This window comes from Mesorhizobium sp. WSM3862, assembly GCF_002294985.1.
Classification (GTDB): domain Bacteria; phylum Pseudomonadota; class Alphaproteobacteria; order Rhizobiales; family Rhizobiaceae; genus Mesorhizobium.
Genome location: NZ_NSGE01000005.1, coordinates 323383 through 344055 on the forward strand (window position 1 = coordinate 323383; position 20673 = coordinate 344055).

At 64.4% G+C, this 20673-nt stretch carries 22 protein-coding genes; 4 read left to right on the top strand and 18 right to left on the bottom strand.

Features of this window, described 5'->3' with window-relative positions; all coding sequences use genetic code 11:
* Nucleotides 1-15 precede the first annotated feature (15 nt).
* Nucleotides 16-882 (top strand): hypothetical protein, encoded by an 867-nt coding sequence (locus CK224_RS17270; RefSeq protein WP_095782565.1) that lies wholly within the window; start codon nucleotides 16-18, stop codon nucleotides 880-882.
* A gap of 385 nt (nucleotides 883-1267) precedes the next feature.
* On the opposite strand, the gene ftsH is transcribed toward CK224_RS17270, so the two are convergent.
* From ftsH to CK224_RS17350, 16 genes are all read right to left on the bottom strand, one after another.
* Nucleotides 1268-3202, bottom strand: coding sequence for an ATP-dependent zinc metalloprotease FtsH (gene ftsH / locus CK224_RS17275; RefSeq protein ID WP_067001810.1), 1935 nt, complete (start codon nucleotides 3200-3202; stop codon nucleotides 1268-1270).
* A gap of 106 nt (nucleotides 3203-3308) precedes the next feature.
* Nucleotides 3309-4700: a tRNA lysidine(34) synthetase TilS gene (tilS, locus tag CK224_RS17280; protein WP_095782566.1), complete on the bottom strand. Its 1392-nt coding sequence runs from the start codon at nucleotides 4698-4700 to the stop codon at nucleotides 3309-3311.
* A 51-nt stretch (nucleotides 4701-4751) separates the two neighbouring features.
* Nucleotides 4752-5897, bottom strand: coding sequence for a tol-pal system protein YbgF (gene ybgF, locus CK224_RS17285; RefSeq protein ID WP_095782567.1), 1146 nt, complete (start codon nucleotides 5895-5897; stop codon nucleotides 4752-4754).
* A gap of 270 nt (nucleotides 5898-6167) precedes the next feature.
* A complete protein-coding gene (pal, locus tag CK224_RS17290) occupies nucleotides 6168-6674 on the bottom strand; it encodes a peptidoglycan-associated lipoprotein Pal (RefSeq protein WP_067001802.1) in 507 nt (168 codons plus the stop codon).
* Between the two features lie 317 nt (nucleotides 6675-6991).
* Nucleotides 6992-8272: a Tol-Pal system beta propeller repeat protein TolB gene (gene tolB, locus CK224_RS17295; protein WP_245425992.1), complete on the bottom strand. Its 1281-nt coding sequence runs from the start codon at nucleotides 8270-8272 to the stop codon at nucleotides 6992-6994.
* A 79-nt stretch (nucleotides 8273-8351) separates the two neighbouring features.
* On the bottom strand, nucleotides 8352-9506 hold the full coding sequence (locus CK224_RS17300; protein WP_095782569.1) for a cell envelope integrity protein TolA: 1155 nt from the start codon (nucleotides 9504-9506) through the stop codon (nucleotides 8352-8354).
* Nucleotides 9507-9513: 7 nt separating this feature from the next.
* Complete coding sequence (gene tolR / locus CK224_RS17305; RefSeq protein ID WP_095782570.1) at nucleotides 9514-9975, bottom strand: protein TolR; 462 nt, start codon at nucleotides 9973-9975, stop codon at nucleotides 9514-9516.
* Between the two features lie 9 nt (nucleotides 9976-9984).
* Complete coding sequence (tolQ, locus tag CK224_RS17310; protein WP_067001789.1) at nucleotides 9985-10695, bottom strand: protein TolQ; 711 nt, start codon at nucleotides 10693-10695, stop codon at nucleotides 9985-9987.
* A gap of 395 nt (nucleotides 10696-11090) precedes the next feature.
* Complete coding sequence (ybgC, locus tag CK224_RS17315; protein ID WP_095782571.1) at nucleotides 11091-11564, bottom strand: tol-pal system-associated acyl-CoA thioesterase; 474 nt, start codon at nucleotides 11562-11564, stop codon at nucleotides 11091-11093.
* A 136-nt stretch (nucleotides 11565-11700) separates the two neighbouring features.
* Nucleotides 11701-12603: a metallophosphoesterase gene (locus tag CK224_RS17320; RefSeq protein WP_095782572.1), complete on the bottom strand. Its 903-nt coding sequence runs from the start codon at nucleotides 12601-12603 to the stop codon at nucleotides 11701-11703.
* A 128-nt stretch (nucleotides 12604-12731) separates the two neighbouring features.
* A complete protein-coding gene (gene ruvB, locus CK224_RS17325) occupies nucleotides 12732-13769 on the bottom strand; it encodes a Holliday junction branch migration DNA helicase RuvB (RefSeq protein WP_067002199.1) in 1038 nt (345 codons plus the stop codon).
* 43 nt (nucleotides 13770-13812) lie between these two features.
* On the bottom strand, nucleotides 13813-14433 hold the full coding sequence (gene ruvA, locus CK224_RS17330; protein WP_067319464.1) for a Holliday junction branch migration protein RuvA: 621 nt from the start codon (nucleotides 14431-14433) through the stop codon (nucleotides 13813-13815).
* A 10-nt stretch (nucleotides 14434-14443) separates the two neighbouring features.
* A complete protein-coding gene (locus tag CK224_RS17335; RefSeq protein ID WP_082980671.1) occupies nucleotides 14444-14863 on the bottom strand; it encodes a type II toxin-antitoxin system VapC family toxin in 420 nt (139 codons plus the stop codon).
* Nucleotides 14841-15110: an AbrB/MazE/SpoVT family DNA-binding domain-containing protein gene (locus CK224_RS17340; protein WP_067001773.1), complete on the bottom strand. Its 270-nt coding sequence runs from the start codon at nucleotides 15108-15110 to the stop codon at nucleotides 14841-14843. The genes CK224_RS17335 and CK224_RS17340 overlap by 23 nt, the downstream gene beginning before the upstream one ends.
* 53 nt (nucleotides 15111-15163) lie before the next feature.
* Entirely contained in the window at nucleotides 15164-15676 is a 513-nt protein-coding gene (gene ruvC / locus CK224_RS17345; RefSeq protein WP_067001770.1) for a crossover junction endodeoxyribonuclease RuvC, read from the bottom strand.
* Between the two features lie 213 nt (nucleotides 15677-15889).
* The gene (locus CK224_RS17350; RefSeq protein WP_067001767.1) at nucleotides 15890-16420 is read right to left on the bottom strand and encodes a DUF1465 family protein; all 531 of its coding nucleotides are present in this window, start codon (nucleotides 16418-16420) and stop codon (nucleotides 15890-15892) included.
* A 525-nt stretch (nucleotides 16421-16945) separates the two neighbouring features.
* Here CK224_RS17350 and CK224_RS17355 point away from each other — a divergent pair.
* Nucleotides 16946-17497, top strand: a complete 552-nt coding sequence (locus tag CK224_RS17355; RefSeq protein WP_095782573.1) for a DUF2269 family protein — start codon at nucleotides 16946-16948, stop codon at nucleotides 17495-17497.
* Nucleotides 17498-17537: 40 nt separating this feature from the next.
* Here the strand turns inward: CK224_RS17355 and CK224_RS17360 are convergent, their stop codons facing one another.
* Nucleotides 17538-18308, bottom strand: coding sequence for a sulfite exporter TauE/SafE family protein (locus tag CK224_RS17360; RefSeq protein WP_095782574.1), 771 nt, complete (start codon nucleotides 18306-18308; stop codon nucleotides 17538-17540).
* Between the two features lie 190 nt (nucleotides 18309-18498).
* Here CK224_RS17360 and CK224_RS17365 point away from each other — a divergent pair, with 190 nt between their 5' ends.
* A complete protein-coding gene (locus CK224_RS17365; protein WP_095782575.1) occupies nucleotides 18499-18957 on the top strand; it encodes a GNAT family N-acetyltransferase in 459 nt (152 codons plus the stop codon).
* 30 nt (nucleotides 18958-18987) lie between these two features.
* Here the strand turns inward: CK224_RS17365 and CK224_RS17370 are convergent, their stop codons facing one another.
* On the bottom strand, nucleotides 18988-19716 hold the full coding sequence (locus tag CK224_RS17370) for a class I SAM-dependent methyltransferase (RefSeq protein WP_095782576.1): 729 nt from the start codon (nucleotides 19714-19716) through the stop codon (nucleotides 18988-18990).
* A gap of 226 nt (nucleotides 19717-19942) precedes the next feature.
* Here CK224_RS17370 and CK224_RS17375 point away from each other — a divergent pair, with 226 nt between their 5' ends.
* A complete protein-coding gene (locus CK224_RS17375; RefSeq protein ID WP_095782577.1) occupies nucleotides 19943-20590 on the top strand; it encodes a thiamine phosphate synthase in 648 nt (215 codons plus the stop codon).
* Nucleotides 20591-20673: the final 83 nt, after the last annotated feature.

Consider the following 20673-nt stretch of genomic DNA (forward strand, 5'->3'; position numbering starts at 1 on the left):
AGGGAGAAAAACGCCATGCTTATTCATAGACTTGCAACATTGACGGGCATCGCCGTCGCAACCCTGTTCCTGGCGGCGCCGGCCAACGCCCTGACCATGGCCGAGTGCAGCACCAAGTACAACGCAGCCAAGGACGCCGGAACGCTCAACGGCCAGACCTGGAACCAGTTCCGCAAGGCCCAGTGCGGCAGCGACGCTTCCGCCGCGACCGACACCAAGGCGGCGACCGAGACCAAGGCGGCGACCGACACCAAGGCGGCGACCGAGACCAAGGCTTCTGACACCAAGAAGGCAAAGTCGGCAGCTGCCTCGGACGACACAGCCAAGGGCCTGACCGCAAAGGAATGCAGCACCAAGTATCAGGCCGCGAAGGCGGCCGGCACGCTGAATGGCATGAAGTGGAACGATTTCCGCAAGGCTGAATGCGGCCCCGGCGCCACTGCCGCGGCGGCCGCCAAACCTGCCGCCAGCAAGACTTCCACCGCTGCCGCTGACGGTGGTTCGGCCAAGGGTCTGACCATGGCCGAATGCAGCAGCAAGTACCAGGCTGCCAAGACCGCCAACAAGCTCAACGGCATGAAGTGGAACGACTTCCGCAAGGCCGAATGCGGCGCCGGCGACGACGACGACACCGTGCCGGCTCCGACCGAGGCGACTTTCACCAAGGAACCGGCAAAGCCCAGCGTGGCTGCGCCGAAGGGCGTGACCTTCCCGACCGCCATCTCGCCGAAATTCGCCAACGAGACGCCGGCCAAGGCCCGCATGCACACTTGCCTCGAGCAGTACTATGCCAACAAGGACGCCAACACGCTGAACGGCCTGCGGTGGATCCAGAAGGGCGGCGGCTTCTACAGCCTCTGCAACGCCAAGCTGAAGAGCTGATCGCTCAGCGCTTACCTCCAAGACAAAGGCCCGCGCATCGCGAGATGCGCGGGCTTTTTCGTTGGACGCGCTTAAAGAGGCATATCGGCGCCGCAAAAGAACCCCCGCCGGCGAAGCTACCAATCTCCCCCTATATGGACTGAGGACATCGCGAACAGGTGTGCGAAGACATCGCGAACAGTTTCGTGCGTTTTGCGCCGGAGGTTTGGGGTGCCATGCGAGGCCAGAAGCGTGATGAGCCAGAAGGAAGATTGGCGCTTGCGCCGGACGCCGATCTTGCAGGTGCAGTCCGCGAGCGACTCGCCAATCGTCTGTGACCTCCCAAACAAAAACGCCGCGGTCTGAGCCGCGGCGTCGTTTTTTATGTTTCGTTTTCGATCGAGCCTTAGCCCTGCGGCTGCGGCTCCATGCCGCCTTCGGGCTCGGGGCCCTTCTTGCGACGGCCGCCTGTGCCGGCTTTCGGCACAGCCGAGCCGCGGCTGGGCGGCGTGTCGTCGCCAAGGTCGCGGGCGGGCTTGTGGCCGGCGATAAGCTGCTTGATCTCCTCGCCGGTCAGGGTCTCGTATTCGAGCAGCCCTTCGGCCAGCGCGATCCAGTCCTTCTTCTTCTTGGTCAGCACGGTCTTGGCGGTGGAATAGGCATCGTCGATCAGCCGGCGCACCTCGGCGTCGATGATCTGCGCGGTCTCTTCCGAGATGTTCTGCTGGCGCGCCACCGAATGGCCGAGGAAGACCTCTTCCTGGTTGTCGCCATAGGCGACATGGCCGAGCTTGTCGGAGAAGCCCCAGCGCGTGACCATGGCGCGCGCCAGCTTGGTCGCCTGCTCGATGTCGGAGGAGGCGCCGGAGGTGATGTTCTCCTTGCCGAACTTGAACTCCTCGGCGACGCGGCCGCCCATCATGATCGCCAGCCTCGAGATCATGTATTTGTAGCTCATCGAATAGCGGTCGCCTTCCGGCAGCTGCATGACCATGCCGAGCGCGCGGCCGCGCGGGATGATGGTCGCCTTGTGCAGCGGATCGGCCGTCGGCACGTTGAGCGCCAGGATGGCGTGGCCGGCCTCGTGATAGGCGGTCAGCTCCTTCTCGGCCTGCGTCATCGCCGACGAGCGGCGCTCGGCGCCCATCATGATCTTGTCCTTGGCGTCCTCGAACTCGGCCATAGTGACGAGCCGCTTGTTGCGACGCGCCGCCATCAGCGCGGATTCGTTGACCAGGTTCATCAGGTCGGCGCCGGAGAAGCCGGGCGTGCCGCGCGCGATGACCTTGAGGTCGACATTGGGCGCCAGCGGCACGTTGCGCACATGCACCTTGAGGATCTTCTCGCGGCCGACAATGTCGGGGTTCGGCACGACCACCTGGCGGTCGAAGCGGCCCGGCCTGAGCAGCGCCGGGTCGAGCACGTCGGGCCGGTTGGTGGCGGCGATCAGGATGATGCTTTCGTTGGACTCGAAGCCGTCCATCTCGACCAGCAGCTGGTTCAGCGTCTGCTCGCGCTCGTCATTGCCGCCGCCGAGGCCGGCGCCGCGATGGCGGCCGACGGCGTCGATTTCGTCGATGAAGATGATGCAGGGGGCGTTCTTCTTGGCCTGGTCGAACATGTCGCGGACCCGGCTTGCGCCGACGCCGACGAACATCTCGACGAAATCCGAGCCGGAGATGGTGAAGAACGGCACGTTGGCCTCGCCTGCGACGGAGCGGGCGAGCAGCGTCTTGCCGGTTCCGGGAGGGCCGACCAGCAGCACGCCGCGCGGGATCTTGCCGCCGAGCCGCTGGAACTTCTGCGGATCGCGCAGGAACTCGACGATCTCCTCCAGGTCCTCCTTGGCCTCGTCGACGCCGGCGACGTCCTGGAAGGTGACACGGCCATGCGCCTCGGTGAGCAACTTCGCCTTCGACTTGCCGAAGCCCATGGCGCGGCCGGAGCCGGACTGCATCTGGCGCATGAAGAATATCCACACGCCGAGGATCAGGATCATCGGCAGCCACGAGATCAGATAGCCGAACAGCGAGTTCGAACCGTCGCTTTCAGGCCGCGCGTTGATGGTGACGTTCTTGTCCTGCAGCCTGGAGACTAGCGACGGATCGCCCGGCGAATAGGTCTGGAAGCCGTTGGCGTTGTCCGTGTAGTTGCCCGAGATACGGGCGCCGGCGATCGTCACGCTCTTGACCCGGCCGGAAGAGACATCCTGCAGGAACTGCGAATAGGCAATCTCGCTCGAAGCGCCGCGCGTCTGCGGCGTCTGGAAAAGATTGAACAAGGCGATGAGCAGGACCGCTATGATCGCCCAGAGCGCGAGGTTGCGATAATTCGGATTCATCTATTGTCCTGTTGGCGTCCGCGCGCGGACCCACGATGATGATTGGAGGCTTGGGCCTAACATAGGGAGAGCGTCTCCCCTTGCCAAGCAGAACAGCATGCCTCGGTTAAGCTTTCGCCCATGCTCCGCCGCGATCATGGCCGCGAAAAGGCGAGGGCGGCAGCGGCGGCGCGCCGATCAGCGCGGCGACGGCGGCAGCGGGCCGGAGATCGAAGGACGGCAGGAAGCGGGTGAAGGGCGACACCGCAGGAACGATCGCCGTCGCCGGCGGCGCGGCATCACCGCCAGCCAAACCAAGGCGTTCGCCGCCGCGCCACAGCGCGGGCTCGGCGGCCTGCGCCTTGCGCAGCAAGCTCGCCGGAACGTCGCCTTCCGGGGTAAATCGCTTGGCGGCGCCGGGACCTGCTGGCGCGATCACCAACCCGCTCGGCCTGTCGCTCAATGTGATCCTCCGCCGACCGTCCCATAGGGCCTGCTCAGCAGCCGGAACCGCGGGCAGATTGCGGGCCTCGCGGTGGAGGAAGATGCCGGTGCGGCGCGCGTCGACCACCGTCCGCGACAATGTGGCGCAAAGCGTCCCCGACCGCAGATGCTCGAACAGCGCCCGGCAACGCGCCTCGTCGACAAGGAACGTGACGCCGCCGACCGTGGCGAGCAGGATGCGAAATGCATAGACGGCGGCTTCGCTATCCTCACCAGTTGCGAAATCGCGATCGAGGCGGATGAGCCCCGGAGCCGGCTGGCTAGCGAAGGCGCCGATCAGCGCCGCCGCACGCTGGCCGAGGTTCTCGCGCTCGGCGGCTGCCTGTCCGGCCTTCGCGATTGCTTCCTTGAAACGCGCCTCGCCGTTTCTGCCTGCAAGCGAGATGCGGAGGCGCGGCCGCTCGAAGCGCCGGTCGACATTGGTCGGATCCTCGGTCCAGCCGATGCCGCGACGCTCCAGCATCTCGCGCAATGCCGCGCGGCGCGTGGCGAGCAGCGGGCGGGCGATCCAGACCCGCCAATCGTAGAGCGTGGCGGGCGCCATGCCGGCGAGCCCGCGGCCGTCGCGTGGATCCTCGTCGCGGGCCTCCTCTTCACGAACTTGCCGCATCAGCACGGTCTCGGCCTGGTCGTCGGCGGTATGTCCGGTCACCACCGTGCGGATGCCTTCCCCTTCGGCTGCCTCGGCCAGCAGCCGGTAGCGCGCCTCGCGCGCGGCGGCCGGCAAGCCGGTCGATGGCTTGCGGCCGGACCAGACGAGCGTGCGATGCGCGATGCCGTGCTCGGCGCAAAGCCGGGCGACAGCTTGCGCTTCGGCTGCCGAGCTTGGTCTGAGGTCATGATCGATCGTCACCGCAAGCAGCCTTGCCGCGGGCAGGGTACGGTCGAGGTGGTGCTTGAGCAGATGGAGAAGGGCGGTCGAGTCGCTGCCGCCGGACACGGCCGCAACGGCGCCGTGGGAGAAGTCGAAGTCTTGGAAAAGGCGATCCGAAAGGTCAGTCTCGGTATCGAACATCACTGCGCGTCGTCCAAAAGCGGTCCCGATTCTGGGCCAACGACACGCAAGCTAGCACGAGGCCAGCGCCTTTTCCTGCTTGATGCGTTCCTTCAGCGTGCCGGAAACATCCGGGTAGCGCTTGCCGATCTCGTTGAAAGTGGCGCACGCCACGTCGTTCTGCTTGAGGCCGACCAGCGATACGCCGAGCTTGAGCAGCATGTCGGGCGCCTTCTTGGCCTTCGGATAATCCTTGCTGGCGGCCAGGAAAACCTCCGCCGCGTCGCGATATTTCTGCTGGCCAAGCAGGGATTCACCCAGCCAGTAATGCGCGTCCGCCGCCTTGGCGTCCTTGGGGAAGCGCGAGATATGGTCGCGGAACCCCTGCTCGGCGGTGGGATAGTCGCCCGACAGGATGAACTGGTAGGAGTTGCGGTAGAGTTCGTCCGGATTGTTGGTCGAGGGCAGCGAGGCCATGACCGTGCCGCCGGACTTGCCTTTGCCAGCCTTGCTGCCGGTCTCGGCGGCAGGCGCGTTTGCCGTAGCCGCGGGAGCTTCCGTCTGCGAGCCCGCCTGCAGGGCGGGGTCGGCATTGACGACATTGCCGTTCTTGTCGACGGTAATGGTGCCGAAGGTCTTCGGCGGCGCGCCGGTGATCAACTTGCCCGGGTCACCGGTCTGAGACTCGACGATGACGTCGCCGACGCTCTTGCCGCCGCCGTCCTGCGGAGCCGTGCCGGCCGGAGCTTGCGTCGCCGGAGCCGTTGCGACGTTGGTGTCGGTGCCGCTGTCGCCGGCGCCAGCATCGCCCATATTCGTGTTGCCGCTGCTGCCGTCCTGCGGCGCGGTTTCCGACTTCTTCTGGCCCGTTGGCTTCGCACCCTGCGAGCCGCCTTCGAGCTGCTGGAAGCGGAACTCGTTGTCCTCCTGCTGCTTGCGCATCTGCTCCTGCATTTGCAGGATCTGGAAATTGAGCTCCTCAAGCTTGCCGTTCATCTGGCGGATCTGATCCTCCAGACCGGTCATGCCGGCGCCGTCCTGCTGGGCGACTTGCGCCTGCTCGGTCTTCTTTTTGTCGCCGAAAATGCCCAGCGTCGGCAGATGGAAAGTGAAGCCGCTGTCCGAAGATTGCCCGCTGTCCGCCGGTGCGGCGATGCCTGCGATGCTTGATAGGAGCAGCAGCGCAAGCGTGCCGCTCAGGACCGTTCTGAAATGCATTATGTCTCTCGCCGTGAAAATCTGTTGGCCCGATGCGCCTTTCCAAATCGGAGGGGGATAAAGCGCCCTCGCGCTCTTAGCAGGACGCGAGACTTCGGCCAAATTTTGTTTCAAGCTGTCGCATATGAAAAAGGCGGCTCGGAGGCCGCCTTTCGTTCAGCGATGTTGTATTTTTGCCGCCCACAGCGCCGCGCGTCGTCAGACGCGCCAAGGACGCTGTGGCGCTTATGAGCGTTTCCGAAAATCGATATCGATTTCCGGCGCGGCGCGTCAGGAACCGGCGCCCGAGAGCGTGGTGACGGCGCGGCGGTTCTGCGACCAGCACGAGATGTCGTCGCAGACGGCGACCGGGCGTTCCTTGCCGTAGGAGATCGTCTTCAGACGGTTGGCCGCGACGCCCTTCGAAACCAGGAAGTCGCGGGTGGCAGCGGCGCGGCGGGCGCCCAGCGCCAGATTGTACTCGCGCGTGCCGCGCTCGTCGGCATGGCCTTCGATGACGATGGCATACTGCCTGTACTGGTTGAGCCACTGCGCCTGGCGCGACAGCGTCGTCTGCGCGTCGGCGCGGATCGACGAGGAGTCGGTGTCGAAGAAGATGCGGTCGCCGATGTTGACGGTGAAGTCCTGCGCCGAGCCGGGCGTGGCAGAGCCGGCGCCGTTGAGGCCGAGATCGGCGGCGCTGTTCGGCGTCTTCTTCGAGGCGCAGCCGGTGATGGCCAGAGCCGCCACCAGCGCGATCATCGCCGGATTTCTGGTAAGTGCTGCGATACGGCCCATGCCGCCTCTCCTTCGCATTCGAGTGATTTCGTTGATCACCCAGTAACCACGTTTGGGTTAACCGGCATTCAAGAAACACGGTTAATTTTTCGTTTCGAGCCGCCGTCCTCGGCCGATTTAGCTAGGCTCACAATGCGCGGCGACCGTAGGCGGAAATGCGGCCAAAACATGAAAAAAGGGGGAATTGAGGGACTGAAGAACTGAGGAATTGAAGGAAGAAATTAGGCCAGCTTCTCTCTGAGATTTACAAGCGCCCCGGGTCCTCCATTTTCCTCAGTTCGTCAGTTCCCCGTTCTTAAATTCTTCCGTTCCTCTGCCTACTCCAGCAGCGGCGACCAGGCCGGATCCGAGGCGAAGTTCGACGTCGGGATCTGCTGCTCGTTGCGGCCGGTAAGATCGACTGTGACCAGCTTCGGCCCGCCGGCGGAGTCGCGGAAGAACATCAGCACGCGACCGTTCGGCGCCCATGTCGGCCCCTCCTGCTGGAAGCCGGAGGACAGGATGCGCTCGCCCGAACCGTCGGTCTTCATGACGCCGATCTGGAACTCGCCGCCCGACTGCTTGGTGAAGGCGATGAGGTCGCCGCGCGGCGACCACACCGGCGTGGAATAGACGCCGTCGCCGAACGAGATGCGGTGCGGGTTGGAGCCGTCCGCACCCATGACGTAGATCTGCGAGCGGCCGCTGCCGCCGCCGCGGTCGGAGGTGAAGACGATCTGCGAGCCGTCGGGCGAATAGGAGGGCGAGGTGTCGATGGCGGTCGAATCGGTGAGCCGCGTGGTCGAACGGCTTCTCAGATCCATGGCGAAGATGTTGGAGTTGCCGTCATCGCGCAGCAGGCTCATGATCACCTTCTGGCCATCGGGCGAAAAGCGCGGCGCGAACGTCATGCCGGGGAAATTGCCGACCAGCTCGCGCTGTCCGGTCTCGATCTGCAGCAGATACACCTTCGGCTGTCCGCTCTCATAGGACATGTAGGTGATTTCCTGCCGGTTCGGCGAGAAGCGCGGCGTCAGCACGATCGAACGGCCGTCCGACAGGTAGCGGACGTTGGCGCCGTCCTGGTCCATGATGGCGAGACGCTTCTTGCGCGCGTTCTTGGCGCCGGATTCGTCGACGAAGACGACGCGCGTATCGAAATAACCCTTCTCGCCGGTCAGCCGCTCGTAGATCGCATCGGCGATGATATGGGCGACGCGCCTGGTATTGGCGTCATTGGCGAAGAACTGCTCCCCGGCCATCTGCTGGCCGGCAAAGGTGTCCCATAGCCGGTACTGGGCGCGGACACGGCCGTCGGCTTCCTTGCCGACGCTGCCGGTGACCAGCGCCTGCGCATTGATCACCTTCCAGTCATCGAAGCGCGGCGTGGCGTCCGGGCCGGAGATCTTCTCGATGAAAGCGCTCTTGTCGATCGGCGCGAACAGGCCGGAACGCTTGAGGTCGGCCGTGACGATCTCCGTGATCTGGGCGCCGAGCTCACCATTGGACTGGAAGTCAGTGATGGCGATCGGCAGCGGCTCGACATTGCCCTTGTTGACGTTGAGCTCGACGAGCGCCCAGGCCGGCAAGGTGGCGGCGGTCGTCATGCCCAGCGCCATGGCTGCAATCGTCAGGAGCGGCTTGAGGAAAGATCTCATGTCTTCTCGCTTCTCTTCTTTGATGGTTCGGACGCAAGGCCTATAGGCCAAGCATCTCCCTTGGGTCGAAGGTGACCCGGATGTCGTTCCAAATGTCCTGCTTGCCGGCGGGAACCTGCAGGCCGGCCACGTCGCATTTTTGAACCGCGCGCACAGCGCTTTCGTCGAACTGCCGGTTGCCGCTCGACTGCTCGACCGACGGGCGGCCGTCGAGCTTGCCGTTGGTATCGAGATTGAAGCGGACCACGACGACGAAGTTCTCCGAACCTTCCAGTCCAACCGGCAAGGTCCAGCAGCCGCCGAGCTGAGCTTCGAGCGCGCCTTGCTCGGATTTGGACAGCTTCTGGCCCTGATCCTTCTCGCCGCCGAGCGACGACTGCTGGGTGGAGCGCTTGGCGCCGCCACCCGACGGCTTCTGCTTGTCCAGAAGTGCTGAAATCTCGTCGGCGTTGAACTGCTTTTCATCCGACTTCGGCTTCGAGGAAGCTTCCTTCACCGGCTTTTCCGCGTCCTTGCGCTCCGGCGCCTTGGCGCTTTCGGCGGGAGCGGGCTGCGGCTTCGGCCGCGCTGCAGGGGCGGGTGCCGAGTCCGGAAGCTTAGCCTCCTCGGTCGGCTGCTCCTTGGCGATCGCCTCGGCGACGGCGTCCGGCTTGACCTCTTCCTTCTGGATGGCGGCGGTCGTGTCCTTCGGCGGCGCTGGCGTCGGCTCCTTGGCGGGTGTCGGCTTCGGCTCCGTCTGCTTGACCGGCTCGGGCTTGACCTCTTCCTTAGGTGTCGGCGTCGGCGCGACTTCGGTCGCCGGGGTCGGCTTCGGCTTTTCCTGCGGCTTCGGCACGTCCTCGACCGCCGGCTTCTCGGTCGGCGTCGGCGCCGGGGGCGGCGCGGATGTCTTCTCGACCGGCTTCGGCTTGGCTTCGTCCGTCACCGGCTTGTCGGTGTCGACGCTGTTCTCGCCGACCTTCTGCGCGTCGGGGACGATATCCGGGCGCTTGGTCGGCAGCGGCGCCGGCTTGTCATGCATGACCGCTTTCTTGTCGCCCTGCAGCGTCTGCGCGATCGCTTCCATCGGCACGATGTCGACCGCCACCGACTCCACGTCGGAAGCCGGCATGGCGGGCGGCGAGGACAGCGTGAACAGCCCGAAGGCCAGCGCCACCGCATGCAAGATCACCGATGAGGTGAGGCCGGTCCGCATTTGGCGTCTACTGATCCTGTTCTTGCAGCGAAACCAGGCCGATGTTCTTGTAGCCGGCCGCCGAAATGCGGGCCATGACCTTCATGGCAGTGCCATAATCCGTCGACTTGTCGCCGCGAATGAAGATGCGCTCGTCATAGCCGGTCTTCGAGATTGCCTGCAGCTTCGCTACCAGCTCATCGATCGGGATCTCGGTTTCCTGCAGATAGATCTGGCCGGCGGCGTTGATCGACACCGTGATCGGCTGCGTGTCGACATTCATCGCCTTGGCTTTCGTGTCGGGCAGGTCGATCGGAACGCCGACGGTGAGCAACGGCGCCGCGACCATGAAGATGATCAGCAGCACCAGCATCACGTCGACCATCGGCGTGACGTTGATTTCCGACATCAGGCCATGATGACGGCCGCGCCGCCGGTGGCCGCGTCCGCCTCGCCCTATGCCACCTGCGCTAGCAGCAGACATACCCATGATCGTACCTCAGGCCTTCTGCGCGACTTTTTCATCGATTTGGCGCGAGAGTATGGCGGAGAACTCGTCCGCAAACCCTTCCATGCGCACGGCGAGCTTGTTCGCATCCGATGACAGCTTGTTGTAGGCGATGACGGCCGGAATGGCCGCGAGCAGGCCGATGGCCGTCGCCAGCAGCGCTTCCGCGATGCCGGGCGCCACGACCGACAGGCTGGTGTTCTTCGAGGCGGCGATCGCCTGGAAGGAGGTCATGATGCCGATTACGGTGCCGAACAAGCCGATGAATGGCGCGGCCGAACCCGTGGTGGCGAGGAAGCCGAGCCGACCCTCCAGCCTTTCCATCTCGCGGGTCAGCGCGAGATCCATCGCCTTGTCGATGCGGGTCTGCAATGCCAGCGCCGATTTGGCGCCCTTCTCGAAGCTCTTCTTCCATTCGCGCATGGCGGCGACGAAGATCGCGCCCATGCCGGTGGTCTTGCGGTCGGCGAGCGTGCGGTAGAGCTCCTCGAGCGACTGTCCCGACCAAAACACCTGCTCGAAGCGGTTGAGTGCCATCCGCATGCGGCTATAGGCGACAAGCTTGTCGATGATGATCGCCCAGGTCCAGATCGAGGCGCAGAGCAACCCGATCATGACCAATTTGACCACCCAGCCGGCCTGCATGAACAAGGCCCATATCGACAAATGCGCGCCCGGGTCGGCGAGTGCGATGTTTTCCATGACTACGTCCTTAAGATTTTTCCGGGCATCGCTGGCGGCTGGCCCATGGCATCCCTTTGGTCCGATCGCGCGAAGCCTGAAGCTCGCGGGACAAGCCCCGAATGCACCGTTTCGCGGCGTTTTCGGGGCAAATCTTGGTGAAAGGAAGGCACACGAATTGCGCCAATCTTCACCAATTCCTTCATGAACCGTTATGGTTAAGGATGGGTTAGGATATGAAGCGTGGCGCATTGCCGCGCCCACCCGGCCGGCGCCATGCTGGACGCGGCCGATCAGTGCACATCGCGCTGAAGCGGGTCCGGGCGGCGCGCTTTTGGTTGTTTTGGTGGATGTCGTTGTCCCAGAACGGGCAACTCCTGCGTGACAGGGATTCGGCCGAAGCCGGTTCGCGGTGATCAGTCGCTCGCCCTCGGCATAAAGGCCGCGACCCATTCCTTCGGAAATCTGCGCGGGCGGCCGTTCTCGCCGATGATCGCCGCCTCGACCTTCGCTTCGACCAGCACCTCGCCGCCACGCTTCAACTGCTGCGCCATGAAGATGCGGGCGCCCGAAATGTCCTCGGTGCGCGTGTCGATGGTGAGGATGTCGTCCATGCGGGCCGGCGAACGGAAGTCGATCTCCATGCGCCGCACCACCCAGACGATGCGCTCGCCATGCTTGCCATCGGCAAGCTCGGTGTGATGGACGCCGGCGAGCCTGAGATAGTCCGAGCGCCCGCGTTCGAAGAATTCGAGATAGCGCGCATGGTAGACGACGCCGGAGAAATCGGTGTCGGCATAGTAGACGCGGGCCATCAGGCGATGGCCGGATTGCGTCAGCGCCCCCGAAAGCCCGGCGCTGAGCGCTGCGGATTCACTATGATCGTCCATCGCGCTTTCCTTTTCAGGCTTGAACTTTGGCGCGAGAACCGGATGGCACCGATGGGCGCGATGATCAAGCCTTGATGGCGGGGCTGCTGGCGCTTGGCGCCTGCGCGGTTTTCCGTCCGCGTGAATAATACTGGAGCTACCCGAGGTCGATCTGCAGGATCTCTGGCGGCATGCCGAACCGCACCGGCATGATGCTGAAGCCGAGCCCGCCGGAGACGATCAGATTGCGATCATTCTCGACGACATGGCCATAAGCGTAGCGGTTGCCGAAGTCGGACGGCACGACCGGCGAATAGCCGAACAGTCGCACCTGCCCGCCATGGGTGTGGCCCGAAAGCGTCAGCGAAACCCGCCAGGGCACTTTCGGAAAGATGTCCGGCTCATGCGCGAGCAGGATGATCGGCTCGTCGCCTTGCACCTTGGCAAGCGTCCCGCCGAGGTCGTCGAGACCCTTGAAGCCGTGGCGGCCAAGGGCTTTGCTCGGCCGGATTGCCAGCTGGTCCGCAAGTCCGGCGATCCAGAAGCCATGCCCGTCCTTCTCCAGCCGCACCACGTCGTTTTCCAGCACCGGGATGCCGACGCTCTCCAGTGCCTTGCGCGCGGTCGTCGGCCCGGCCATGGCCAGTTGCGCCGCATGATCGTGCCACCAGTCGTGATTGCCGAGGATCGAGAGCACGCCGAGCGGCGCCTTCAGCCCTGACAAAGCGGCGGACCACTCCGGTGCAGAGACTTCGGCCGTGACCAGCCGCATTCCATCGACATAGTCGCCAAGCAGCACGATCAGGTCTGGCTGCAGGGCATTCGTCCTTTCGACGAGCGAGGCGATCCGCTCCGACGTCATCCAGGGATGGCAGGCATGAATGTCGGCCAGTGCTGCGACGCGCAGCTTGAGGCCCGCGGGCCAGTGCGGCGGCGTCACCGAATAGCGTTTCACATGGGCGAGCAGCATCGGCTCAATGCCGACCGCATAGGCACTCAACGACACCATGGACAGGAACGATCCGCCGATGAGGCGCAGAAAGCCACGTCTGGTGATCATCGGTCAGCCCCGCCCCCTGGAAATGCGTCAAGCTGCCTTAGAGGCTGCAATTGTGCCTTCAGCTTGGCGGAGCTGGGGAGATTTCGCGCAGGAAGCCCTTCAAGGCGCGTCCGACGAACAAATGTCCGTTACTCTTCCTGGAACAGGCTGATCTGCTGCTGCGCGAGGTCTTTCGGTGCTTCAAGGCCGAGATGCCGCCAGGCATTGGCGGTCAGCACGCGGCCGCGCGGCGTGCGCTGGATGAAGCCCTGCTGGATCAGATAGGGCTCGATGATGTCCTCGATGGCGTCGCGCGGTTCCGACAGCCCAGCCGCGATCGTCTCGATGCCGACCGGTCCGCCGCCGAAGTTGCGGGCGATCATCGAGAGATACCGGCGGTCGAGCGCGTCGAGGCCGAGCCCGTCGACTTCCAGCCTGGTCAGCGCCTCGTCGGCAATGCGTTTATCGACATGGCCGTTTCCGGCGACGGAGGCGAAGTCTCGCACCCGGCGCAACAGACGTCCGGCAATGCGCGGCGTGCCGCGAGCGCGGCGCGCGATCTCCAGCGCGCCGTCGTCACCGAGCGGCATCGAGAGGATGCGGGCGCCGCGGCGCACGATCTGCTCCAGCTCCTCGACCGTGTAGAAATTGAGCCTGACCGGGATGCCGAAACGGTCGCGCAGAGGATTCGTCAAAAGTCCGAGCCGGGTTGTCGCCGCAACCAGCGTGAAGCGGGCGAGATCGATCTTGACCGAACGCGCCGCCGGCCCCTCGCCGATGATGAGGTCAAGCTGGAAATCCTCCATCGCCGGGTAGAGGATTTCTTCCACCGCCGGATTGAGCCGGTGGATTTCGTCGATGAAGAGCACGTCGCGCTCCTCGAGATTGGTGAGCAGCGCCGCAAGGTCGCCGGCCTTGGCGATAACCGGCCCCGACGTAGAGCGGAAATTAACGCCGAGCTCACGCGCCATGATCTGCGCCAGCGTCGTCTTGCCGAGCCCCGGCGGGCCTACGAACAGCACATGGTCGAGCGCCTCGCCGCGGCTCTTGGCGGCATCGACGAAGACCTTGAGATTGGCACGCGCCGCAGCCTGGCCGACGAACTCGTCAAGCGACTGCGGCCGCAAGCTCTGGTCGGCATCCTCGCCGCGCTTGTCGGGGGCAATGAGACGGGGCGAAAGGCTCATGCGGTCTTCCTTGCATACGGCAAGGACCGGGACAAGCGCCACCTCACCGCGCCAGTTCCTTCAGGCCGAAGCGGATCAGCTTCGAGGCGTCCGCCCCTTCGCCGGCCGACTTTAGGGCCGCGGCCACCGCATTGGCGGCGATGTCGCGCGAATAGCCGAGATTGACCAGCGCCGAGACCGCGTCGGTGATGGGTGCTGCCGCCACGCCTTCGCCAAGCTCCTGCTTGAGGCTGATCGTGCCGGTGGCGGCGCCCGCATAGGCCGGCGCCTTGGTGCGCAATTCGGTGACGATGCGCTCGGCCACCTTCTTGCCGACGCCCGGTGCGCGCGACACCATGGCGATGTCGCGCAACGCGATCGCATTGGCGAGGTCGGGCGGCGCCAGCGTCGACAGCACGGCCAGCGCCACCTTGGCGCCGACGCCCTGCACATTGTTCATCAAAAGGCGGAACCACTCGCGCTCGAGCGGGGTCTGAAAGCCGTATAGCCGGATCATATCCTCGCGCACATAGGTCTCGATGAACAGCACCACCGCCTCGCCGGGGGACGGCAGCGATGCCAATGTGCGAGCCGAGCAATGGGCGACATAGCCGACGCCGTGCACGTCCACGATGCAGGAATCCTCGTCGATCTCATCCAGCGTGCCCTTCAGCTTGCCGATCATGTCCTGGCCTTCATGGATGCGTTTCCGGAGAGACGATTTCGAGGTCGGGGAAATAGCTGCGATAGCGAGGAGCGTCGCGCGTCAATAGGCGGTGACCAGCAACGGCCGCATGAGCGCCAATGAAAAAATCCGGCAAGGTCCGCTCTCGAACACCGCCGGCCCGCCGATAACGGGAATGTGCCACCCCAGCCAAGAATGCGGCTTCCCAGGGCAAAAACTCGCGATCCATTTCAAGCCTCTCGGCTGCTTTCCTCAGCATTGCTTCGGAAGCAACCAGGGGAGCAAGCTCGGACCAGACGATGCTGTTGATGACCAACGCGCCATCGCGTCGGCAGGAGATAATCGCGGACGAAGACCATTCCGTCAGCGGCCCAGCCGGACCCCAGACGTCAATGAGCACGTTTGTGTCAATCAACGTCGAGATTTTCACGTGGTCCCCTCAACCACTCCATGTACTCGTCCGTCGTCATGCCGCCCAAATCCAGCGTCCCCTCCATCTTGCCGAGGACCTCTTTGAATTTGCGGGCAGCTTCCTCCTTCGAAATGTTTTCGTTGACGGCGACAAGCCGGGCGCCCTCGTCCGTAGCCACGAACTGGACCTCCGAACCCGGGCCTATGCCCAGGTGGTCCCTTATTTGTTTGGGGATCGTGACTTGCCCTTTGGTGGTCACACGCATGGTAATACTCCGAAGGTATTACTTACTGCGCAAATGAGAACAAGTCAAGAACACTACCCGGCCAGCGCCGCCATTCGGTAGGCGACGCTTTGACGGTGATGCGCATGACATATGGCGATGGCCAGGGCATCGGCGGCATCGTCGGTCTCGAACACCGCTTTCGGCATCAGCACTTTCACCATCATATGGATCTGCTTCTTCTCGCCGTGACCGACGCCGATCACCGCCTTCTTGACCGCGTTGGGAGCGTATTCCGCGACCGCCAGCCCGGCGCGCGCCGGCACCAGCATGGCGATGCCGCGCGCCTGGCCGAGCTTCAGCGTCGCTGTGGCATCCTTGTTGACGAAGGTCTGCTCGATCGCCGCCTCGTGCGGCATGGCCTGGTGCAGCACTTCGGCGAGCCCATCATGCAATTGGCAGAGCCTCGTTGCGAGCGGCGCCTTGTCGTCGGAACGCACGGTGCCGGAGGCGACGAAGCGCAGCGAATTGCCGAGGCTCTCGACGATGCCCCAGCCGGTGCGCCTCAGGCCCGGATCGATGCCGATGATGCGAATCGCTTCCCCCATGCGCCAAGTCTAACCGCTGCGCATGGCGATACCAGTGAATTGTGAACAAACCAGAAACAGCCTGTGCCGGGATGGGCTGCTTCAGAATTCGATCCGATGAGTCCGTAAGGCGGCGTTTTCAAGAACCGGTGCGGAACTGACTTTAGTACACGAGCACCGGAAGCGCAGAAAACGGCGCCAGATAGCGATCAGAGCGAATTGTGGGGCAGCCTGTTAGCCGCGGGCGAAGGCCGTGTTCAGCAGGCTGATCTGATCGGAGACCGGGTTGGCGCGGCGGCCGGCGGCCGGCGTGTCGTGCATGGCGCCGCCGTAGATCTCCTCGTCCATGCGCTTCACCAGCGCCTGCAGGCGCAGCGACCGGCTCACCAGATCCAGGAAGTCCTTTGGCAATTCGCTCCAGCCCAGCGCCTCATCATGCGCGGAGGCGGTATCGAGCCGCACCTTGGATTTTTCCGAGGCGACCTGGTCGCGGGTCATCTCGCCGGAATTGGCCGCCCGCTGCAAAAGCAGCCAGGAGGCGACCTGCATCAGCCTCGTGGTAAGACGCATCGATTCGGCCGCATAGAGCGTCGCCGCCGTGCGCGACAGCTTCTTGGCTTCGAGCCTGCCCTTGCCGTCAAGATATTCGGCCGCCTGTTCGACCAGGCCCATGCCCTCCTGGTAAAGCGGCTTGAAGGACTGGGAGAAAACCCGGCGTTCCGCGAGCTTTATGGTTTTCGCGCTGCCTTTCGAAGGCTCGTTCATCGATACGCCCCTGCACTGCCGCAAGCCGATTCGGCATCCTTGCCGATACGTCCTGCACCCTTAAACGACTGAGGCTTGAAAATGCGCTTCGATGCCCATGAAGGCAAGCGCATGTTTAACAAACGGTTAACGCCGAGGCGCGTTGTCCGCCGGCGGCCAACGCGCAAAAAAAGAGCCGCGGATAAGGCGGCTCTCAGGAGTTTAACAGGGAGGCGTCAAACAAAGTGGCTCCAACCACTCGGTAAGAATCCAGACAAACTGGATGGGTCCTAGTAAACGCCTGTAAAGCTTAATGAAGCCTTAACGCCGCGCGGAATTTTCAAGCGAACGGACTTTTTCCTGTGCCGGAACGGGACGGCCCGGCTCCCTCCCGCGCCATCCAGCCCTGGATGCATATGGCGGCGCCGAAACATCGGTCCCGCCGCCGCGACATCGTTTCGAAACACGCTCCGCGCTAAACGCCCGCTCCTCTCAATGCGGGCGCAGTCGACGCTGCCACCAATCAAGAAATGCAGGAGCACACCAATGGACTGGTATTCGATCGTCAAATTCCTTCACGTCGTCTCGGCCATCCTGTGGGTCGGCGGCGGCTTCGTCCTGTTTCTGCTCGGCGTGCTTGCCGAGCGCGCCGGCAACATCCAGGACAAGCTGCAAGCGATGCGGGCGAGCGGCGAGCTCGGCGGCCGCTTCTTCGCGCCGATGTCGATGCTCACCCTGATTTTCGGCCTGATCATGTGCAGCTTCTGGGTCGGCTTTTCCGACCTGTGGATCATCATCGGCCTTGTCGGCTACGGCACGACCTTCTCGATCGGCATGCTCGTTTTCAAGCCGACCGGCGAGCGGATGGGGGCCATGGTCGCCAAGGAAGGCGTGACGCCGGGGGTTCTCGCCATCGGCCAGCGCATGATGCGCTGGGCGCGTTTCGACTACTCGGTGATGCTGGTGATCATCGCCGACATGGTGCTGAAGCCTACGCTTCACGACATCGGCATCCTCGCCGGCATGGTGCTGGTGATCGCGTCCGGCGCAGCGCTTGCGCTTGGCGGCGGCCGCCAGCTGGTGCCGAGCGCCGCTTGATCCTTCTGTGGCGGGCGGCGCCGGTGCGCCGCCCTGCCCATCACATCAGGCCCGCAATACCGTCCCAGAGCAGCTTGAGCGCCACCACCGCCACCGTCGCGTATGTGAACGGATAAAACACCTCCGGCCGCATGCGGCGCACCAGCCAGGCGCCGGCGATGGTGGAAAGCGGCGCCAGCGGCATCAGCGCAAACGATGCGGTGAGATTGGTGCTGTCGAACTGGCCAAGCGCGAAATAGGGAATGAGCTTCAGCGCGTTGGTAGCGGCGAAGAAGATCGCCGCCGTCCCTGACAGCACCTTCGGGTCGAGCCGGATCGGCAGCGCGTAGACCTGGAAGGGCGGGCCGCCGACATGGGCGACGAAGCTGGTGAAGCCCGCAACGATGCCCCAGAACGCCGCAGCGATGCGGTTCGGCTCCACCTCGTGGTCGGCGCCGTGGCGGAACTGCAGATAGATCCAGCGCAGGACGAAGACCAGCGCGACCGCGCCGACGATCAGCCGCACCATTTCCTCCGTCACCAGGGCCGCCGTCAGCCAGCCGAGGCCGATGCCGATGATGGCGCCGGGCATCATGTCGACCAGCATCTTGCGGTCATAGACGCCCCACCACGTCCACACCGAAACGATGTCCATCAGGCAAAGGATCGGCAGCAGGATGGCCGCCGCCTGCACCGGCGGGATGGCCAGCGCCATCAGCGGCACGCCGACGAAGCCGACGGCGCCGCCGAAGCCGCCCTTCGACAGGCCGACGAGGATGACCGCCGGAATGGCGGCGGCATAGAACCAGGGATCGCTGAGCAGGCCTGACATGGGAGAACGGCGACAAGAAACGGCTGGAGGATGGCGGGAGACTTGCAATAGACCAGAAAGCGAAAGACCGCGATAGCCGAAGCGCCCCGCCAGCCGGTCGGCGCGATCAACTGTCCGTAATCCGGCCTGCCGAGTTTGCGGCTGGCGGCGGGCCATGCATAAGGTCACCCGCCCAGCATGAGGTTTGACGATGAGCGAAGTCCTGATCCGCCGCGCGGACAAAGCCGATCTTGCGGCGATCGTCGCGATGCTTGCAGATGACGCGCTTGGCCGCGCCCGCGAGAATGCAAGCGTGCCTTTGGCGCAAGCCTATCAGGACGCCTTCGCGGCCATAGACGGCAACCCGAACCATTTCCTGGCGGTGATGGCGGACGGCGCCGAAGTCATCGGCACCTTGCAGATCAGTTTTATCCCAGGCCTGTCGTTGCAGGGCGCCTGGCGCGGCCAGATCGAGGCGGTGCGCGTCGCGGCGAGCCGGCGCGGAGACGGGCTGGGGCAGCGCCTGCTGGAATGGGCGATCGAAAGATGCCGGGAGCGCGGCTGCAGGGTGGTGCAGCTGACGACCAACAAGAGCCGGCTCGACGCGCACCGCTTCTACGAACGGCTCGGCTTCAAGGCGAGCCACATCGGCTACAAGCTGGATATTTGACGCACCCGCGCCGGCGATGCCGCCGACCTCTCATCGTCGCGCCTGAACCAGAAGAAACATCGGCCGCTCGACCTCTTTGGCCAGTTCAGGCCTGGCAGCGATCTGCGCTTCAGTTGGACAGAATTCCTCCACGCGGCCGATGGTGAACCCGGCCTGGATCAGATTGTTGAGCGTGGTGCCGAGTGTGCGGTGGTGCTTCACCACGCCCTTGGTGAACCAGTCGGTCGAGCGCGGTCCTTCCACCAGATACCGATCGACGGGCCAGACGTTCCTTCCTGAGGCATCCACGGACCAGCCCGGATTGCTTGGAGCCATGAAGATCGGATGCTCCGTCGAGAAGACGAAGAACCCGCCGGGAACCAAGGCTTGGTAAACCGTCGCGAACAGCCGCGCGGCATCGCTGACATAATGCAGGGCAAGCGAGCTATAGGCGAGGTCGAAGCGCGCCTTCGGCAGGCTCAGCTCGTCGAGGTCGACCCGCTCATAGGTCATGGCGTCGTCGGAGCCGGCGGCGCGTGCTCGGGCGAGCATCCTTTCCGACAGGTCGAGGCCCAGAACCTGCTTGGCTCCGTGCGCCCGCGCCCAGCGGCAGAACCAGCCGAAGCCGCAACCGAGATCGACGATGCTTAGACCAACCACCTTCGGCAGCATGGCGCGCAGAACCGGCCACTCGGGCGCGCCGTCCAACCCTTCCACCGAACGATGCAGACGGCTGTAGCCCTCGAAGAAATCGGCCTTGTCGTAGATATTTTGCGCCATGCTCTTCCCGTGCTTTCGCTTGCTAACCTAGCGGTCGTTTCGTTAGCGTCCATCAGGAGCTTCAACAGGCCGTCTGTCAGTCCTTGGAGATTGGCGCAAGCCGCTGCTGCCGCGACGCTTTTCAGCGGCGATCTTCGCCCGCCTCCTGTTCAAGCCGGACGCTTTGCTCTATGCCGCAATGCCACCATGTTCGCCCGGCATAGGCGAAAACCGGGATCGAAGACCGATGAATGAAGCAACCCCGCCCAATCGCTGCCGAATCGTGCTGATCGCGCCGCCGCTTGTGACTCCCGAGCACATCTGCACCGCCTTCGACGGCGGCGACGTCGCCTCGCTGATCCTGCCCGAAAACGGCATGGATGACGCCGCCTTCCAGGCCTTCGCCGAGAAGATCGTGCCGATCGCACAGGCCGCCGGCGTCGCCGTCATCATCGCCGGCGACAGCCGCATCGCCGGCCGCGTCCATGCCGACGGCATCCATGTCGAGGCAAACCGCCAGGAACTGGCCGAGACGATCGAGCGCTTGGCCGACAGGATGATGGTCGGGGCGAGCGGCGCCAAGACCCGCGACGAGGCGCTGGAGCTCGGCGAGGAGCGGCCCGACTACATGTTCTTCGGCCGCTTCGGCTATGACAACAAGCCCGAGCCGCACCACCGCAATCTCGCTCTCGGTGAATGGTGGGCGCAGATGATCCAGATTCCTTGCATCGTGATGGCCGGCTCCGAGCTTGCGTCGGTGCAAACGGTAGCGGCCACCGGCGCCGAGTTCGTGGCGCTCTCCAGCGCCGTCTTCGCCGACGGACTCGATCCGCGCGCGGCGGTCGCCGCCGCCAACGCGCTGCTCGACCAAACCGCGCCGCGCTTCGAGGACTGACGTGCGCTGGCCCCGGCTTTCCTTCGCGGCGTTGGCCGCTGCCTTGACGATCCAGGCGCCCGCTGCGCTGGCCGCCGAGACCC